Source organism: Micrococcus sp. HMSC31B01, assembly GCF_001816085.1.
GTDB classification, from domain to species: domain Bacteria; phylum Actinomycetota; class Actinomycetes; order Actinomycetales; family Micrococcaceae; genus Micrococcus; species Micrococcus luteus.
Genome location: NZ_KV825310.1, coordinates 1 through 4,872, shown reverse-complemented (window position 1 = coordinate 4,872; position 4,872 = coordinate 1). Strand labels below are relative to the sequence as shown.

At 74.0% G+C, this 4,872-nt stretch carries 4 protein-coding genes and 1 pseudogene; all 5 read left to right on the top strand.

Going from position 1 to position 4,872, the window contains the following annotated elements; genetic code table 11:
* Positions 1-57: 57 nt before the first annotated feature.
* Positions 58-1,194, top strand: coding sequence for a GuaB3 family IMP dehydrogenase-related protein (locus HMPREF3105_RS10050; RefSeq protein WP_002857600.1), 1,137 nt, complete (start codon positions 58-60; stop codon positions 1,192-1,194).
* Positions 1,195-1,241: 47 nt separating this feature from the next.
* Complete coding sequence (locus HMPREF3105_RS10045; RefSeq protein WP_070709487.1) at positions 1,242-2,207, top strand: SURF1 family protein; 966 nt, start codon at positions 1,242-1,244, stop codon at positions 2,205-2,207.
* The gene (locus HMPREF3105_RS10040) at positions 2,204-2,752 is read left to right on the top strand and encodes a DUF3817 domain-containing protein (protein WP_036340922.1); all 549 of its coding nucleotides are present in this window, start codon (positions 2,204-2,206) and stop codon (positions 2,750-2,752) included. Before HMPREF3105_RS10045 ends, HMPREF3105_RS10040 begins: the two co-directional genes overlap by 4 nt.
* Positions 2,753-2,774: 22 nt before the next feature.
* Positions 2,775-4,394 (top strand): glutamine-hydrolyzing GMP synthase, encoded by a 1,620-nt coding sequence (gene guaA / locus HMPREF3105_RS10035; RefSeq protein ID WP_070709485.1) that lies wholly within the window; start codon positions 2,775-2,777, stop codon positions 4,392-4,394.
* A gap of 98 nt (positions 4,395-4,492) precedes the next feature.
* A pseudogene (locus tag HMPREF3105_RS10030) lies at positions 4,493-4,872 on the top strand (hypothetical protein); the annotation flags it as partial.

The window sequence follows — 4,872 nt, the reverse complement described above, 5'->3', positions numbered from 1 at the left end:
GCGGCGCCGACGACACGGTCGGCGCCGCCCCCGTGGCGCCTGGGCTAGGCTGGCCCGGTGACGAACCAGATTGAGATCGGCCGCGGCAAGCGCGGCCGCCGGGCCTTCTCCCTCGACGACGTGTCCGTGGTGCCCGCGCGGCGCACCCGGGATCCCCAGGACGTCAGCCTCACGTGGCGCATCGACGCCTACACGTTCGACATGCCCGTGATCGGTGCACCCATGGACTCCGTGATGAGCCCGGAGACCGCCATCGCGATGGGGCGGCTGGGCGGTCTCGGCGTCCTCAACCTCGAGGGCCTGTGGACCCGCCACGAGGACCCGCGCCCGCTGCTCGAGGAGATCGCCGCCCTCGAGGCCGGCCCGGCCGGGACCGAGGCCACCCGCAAGCTGCAGGAGGCCTACGCGGCCCCCATCCGCCCCGATCTGATCACCGAGCGCCTCGCGCAGATCCGCGAGGCCGGCGTCGTCGTCGCGGGCTCGCTGACCCCGCAGAACACGCAGGAGTTCTACCGCACCGTCGTGGCGGCGGGCGTGGACCTGTTCGTCATCCGCGGCACCACCGTCTCGGCCGAGCACGTCTCCTCCACCCAGGAGCCGCTGGACCTGAAGCAGTTCATCTACGAGCTGGACGTGCCCGTGATCGTGGGTGGGGCGGCCGGCTACACGCCGGCCCTGCACCTGATGCGCACCGGCGCGGCCGGCGTGCTCGTCGGCTTCGGCGGCGGCGCGTCCACCACCACGCGCCGCGCCATGGGCATCCGTGTGCCGATGGCCACGGCCATCTCGGACATCGCCGAGGCGCGCCGCGACTACATGGACGAGTCCGGCGGCCGCTACGTGCACGTGATCGCCGACGGCGGCGTCTCCACCTCGGGGGAGATCGTCAAGGCGATCGCCATGGGCGCGGACGCGGTCGTCCTGGGCGCCGCCCTGGCCCGCGCCACCGACGCCCCCGGCGGCGGCTGGCACTGGGGCCTCGAGGCCGCCCACCCGGAGCTGCCGCGCGGGCACCGCACCCACGTGGGCCAGGTGGCTCCGCTCGAGGAGGTCCTGTGGGGGCCCGGCCGCCACGCGGACGGCACGTCCAACCTGATGGGCGGCCTGAAGCGCGCCATGGCCACCTGCGGCTACACCGAGCTCAAGGACTTCCAGAAGGTGGAGGTCCTCGTGACCCCCACCCAGACCGTCTGATCCCCGCCGCCGCCTGGCGGCACCCCGACCGGAAGAGTTGATACGGCGTGCTGCGCACCGCCCTCAAGCCCGTCTGGCTGGCCACCCTGGTGCTGGCCCTCGTGGCGGCCGCGGTCTTCGTGGGGCTGTCCAAGTGGCAGTTCGAGTCCGCGGAGACGAACGCGCCGCCGCCGCGCACCCAGACCGAGAACGCCGTGCCGTTCCTGGAGCACGTGCGCCCCTACGAGGCCCTGCTGGGCTCGCAGGCCGACCAGGTCGTCACGGTCGAGGGGGAGTTCGTGCCCGGCACGGACGTCCTGGTCGGCCCGCGCCTGCTGAACGGCCGCGACGGCTACTGGACGGTCACGGCCCTGCGGGTGGCCGGCGCCCCGGACGGCGAGGTCGTCCCGGTGGTCCGCGGCTGGTCGGCCGACGCCGACGTCGTGGACCCCGCGCCCACCGGGCAGGTCACCGTCACCGGGCGCCTGCTGCCCCCGGACGGGCCCCTGCCGCGCGAGGCTGCGGCCGAGGACACCGCCGACCGGCTCCTGTACCGCAGCCTGGCCCCGGCCCAGCTGGTGAACGTGTGGGACGAGCCGTCCTACGCGGCGTTCGTCGCGGCGTTCGAGATGGTCGACGCCGCGGGCGCCGAGACGGGCGCGGCCGGCCCCGGCGGGCTCGAGCCGGTGTGGGTGGCCCCGCAGCCCGAGGAGACCCAGATCATCTGGCTCAACGTCTTCTACGCCGTGGAGTGGATGCTCTTCGCCGGCTTCGCCCTGTTCCTGTGGTGGCGGTTCGTCCGCGACGACCACGTCCGGGACGAGCACGAGCGCCGGCTCGACGAGGAGTGGGCCGCGCAGTGGCGCGCCGAGGAGCTCGAGCGGCGCCGGGCGGCCGCGCGCGAGGCCAAGGAGCGGGCCGTCGCGGCACAGTCCGCGGCGCACCCACGCCAGGACCACGACGACGACGGGGCCGCGCGCCCCGACCCCCGCGACCCGGGCCCCCGTGGGCCCCGAGAGGAGCAGAGCCGATGAGCACCCAGCACCCCGGCCCCCAGCCGGTGGACCCGGCGAGCCTGCCGGATCCCGAGGACATCACGGAGGCCGACCTGCCCGAGCCGCCCCCGCGGCCAGGCCGGGAGCATCGCCGTTTCGCCGGCACCCAGCAGCAGATCCGCTCCGCCACCCGCCTCTACGTGGTGTGCGCGTGGATCACCGGCATCATGCTCCTGCTGCTCGTGGCGGAGATGGTGCTGAAGTACGGCATGCACGTGGAGCTCTACGCGGGCGGCACCACCCTGGACGGAGAGGCCAACGGCCTGGGGCTGCACCCCACGGACAGCGTGACCGGGGGAGTGAACCTGTCCCTGTTCATCCTCATCGCCCACGGCTGGATGTACGTGGTGTACCTGCTCGCCTCGTTCCGCCTGTGGTCCCTGATGCGCTGGGAGCCGCTGCGCCTGCTGGCGATGGCCGGCGGCGGCGTCGTGCCGTTCCTGTCCTTCGTGGTGGAGAAGCGCATGACCCGCGTGGTCCGGGACGAGCTGCACCGCTTCCCGGACGCCGCGCGGCGCTACTGAGCGCCTCGACTATCCTGGACGGGTGACGCAGAATGCCCCCCACCCCGACACCCCCGCCCCGCTCAGCGACGTGATGCCCACGGTGCTGGTGCTGGACTTCGGCGCCCAGTACGCACAGCTCATCGCGCGTCGTGTGCGCGAGGCCAACGTCTACTCCGAGGTCGTGCCCGCCTCCACCCCGGCGGCGCAGATCCTGGAGCGCAAGCCCGCGGCGCTGATCCTCTCGGGCGGGCCGTCGTCGGTGTACGAGCCCGGCGCCCCGCAGCTGGATCCGGCGCTGCTCGAGGCCGGGGTGCCCGTGCTGGGCCTGTGCTACGGCTTCCAGTCGATTGCGCACGCCCTCGGCGGCACCGTGGCCAAGACCGGCACCCGGGAGTACGGCTCCACCTGCCTGGACTCGGTGGACGCCGACTCCGTGCTGTTCGCGGGCCAGGACCTCGAGCAGGTCGTGTGGATGTCCCACGGGGACGCCGTGACGCAGGCGCCCGAGGGCTTCGCCGTGACGGCCTCCACCGCGGGCGCCCCCGTCGCCGCGTTCGAGGACCGCGAGCGCCGCATCTTCGGCGTGCAGTGGCATCCCGAGGTGGGCCACTCCTCCCACGGTCAGCGGGTGCTCGAGCAGTTCCTGCACGTGGGTGCGGGCCTGGGCGCGGACTGGACGGCCAGCGGCGTGATCGAGGAGCAGGTCGAGCGCATCCGCGAGCAGATCGGGGACAAGCGGGCCATCTGCGGCCTGTCCGGCGGCGTGGACTCCGCCGTGGCCGCGGCCCTCGTGCAGCGCGCCATCGGCGACCGCCTCACCTGCGTCTACGTGGACCACGGCCTCATGCGCGAGGGCGAGTCCGCCGAGATCGAGCAGGCGTTCGGCGAGGCCCACGGCGGCGCCCGCCTCGTGATGGTGGACGCGCGCGAGGACTTCCTGTCCGCGCTGGCCGGCGTCACCGACCCCGAGGCCAAGCGCAAGATCATCGGCGAGCGGTTCATCCGCACCTTCGAGAAGGCGCAGGCGGACATCGTCCTCGAGTCCGAGCACGACCCGGACGCCACCGAGGTCCGCTTCCTCGTGCAGGGCACGCTCTACCCGGACGTCGTCGAGTCCGGCGGCGGGGACGGGGCGGCCAACATCAAGTCCCACCACAACGTGGGCGGCCTGCCGGACGACATCGAGTTCGAGCTGTGCGAGCCGCTGCGCGAGCTGTTCAAGGACGAGGTCCGCGCCGTGGGCGCCGAGCTCGGCCTGCCCGAGGGCATCGTGCACCGCCAGCCGTTCCCGGGCCCGGGTCTGGGCATCCGCATCATCGGCGAGGTCACCCAGGAGCGCCTGGATCTGCTGCGCCGCGCGGACGCGATCGTGCGCGCCGAGCTCACCGCGGCCGGGCTGGACCGCCAGATCTGGCAGTGCCCGGTGGTGCTGCTCGCGGACGTGCGCTCCGTGGGCGTGCAGGGTGACGGCCGCACCTACGGCCACCCGGTCGTCCTGCGCCCCGTCACCAGCGAGGACGCCATGACGGCGGACTGGGCGCGGATCCCGGACGACGTCCTGTCCCGCATCTCGAACCGCATCACCAACGAGGTCGACGGCATCAACCGCGTCGTGCTCGACGTGACCAGCAAGCCGCCGGGCACCATCGAGTGGGAGTGAGCGGCGCGTCCGGCGCCGCATCCGGCCGCCCCTGACCGGGGCGGCCGTCCGCACGAAGACCGCCTGGACCCAGGCGACGGAGGAAGGACCGCACGCACGTGACCGAGCAGGAGTTCCCGCGCCTGGCCCGCGCCCGCGCCGCCGCACGCCCCGACGAGGGGCAGACCCGCCCCGACCCGGCCGCCTGGGTGTCCTCCCTGGGCTCGGGCGCCGAGAACGACACGATGCTGCGGTTCGCGCCCTCGGCGGCCAACAGCATCGACCTCACGGAAGCGAACTCCTCCGGCGTCTCGCAGCTGCTGCTGGGGCGGCGCACCCGCCTGTCCACCCTGCTGCCGGCCGGCCCGGTGCTGGACGCGGCGCACGAGGTCTCCCTCGGCCTGCGCGCCAAGGTCCGCGAGCTGGCGGAGGAGCGCGGCATCGACGTCGGCGCGCTCGCCGTGGGCGTGGCCACGTGGACGGCCGAGGAGGACGGCCG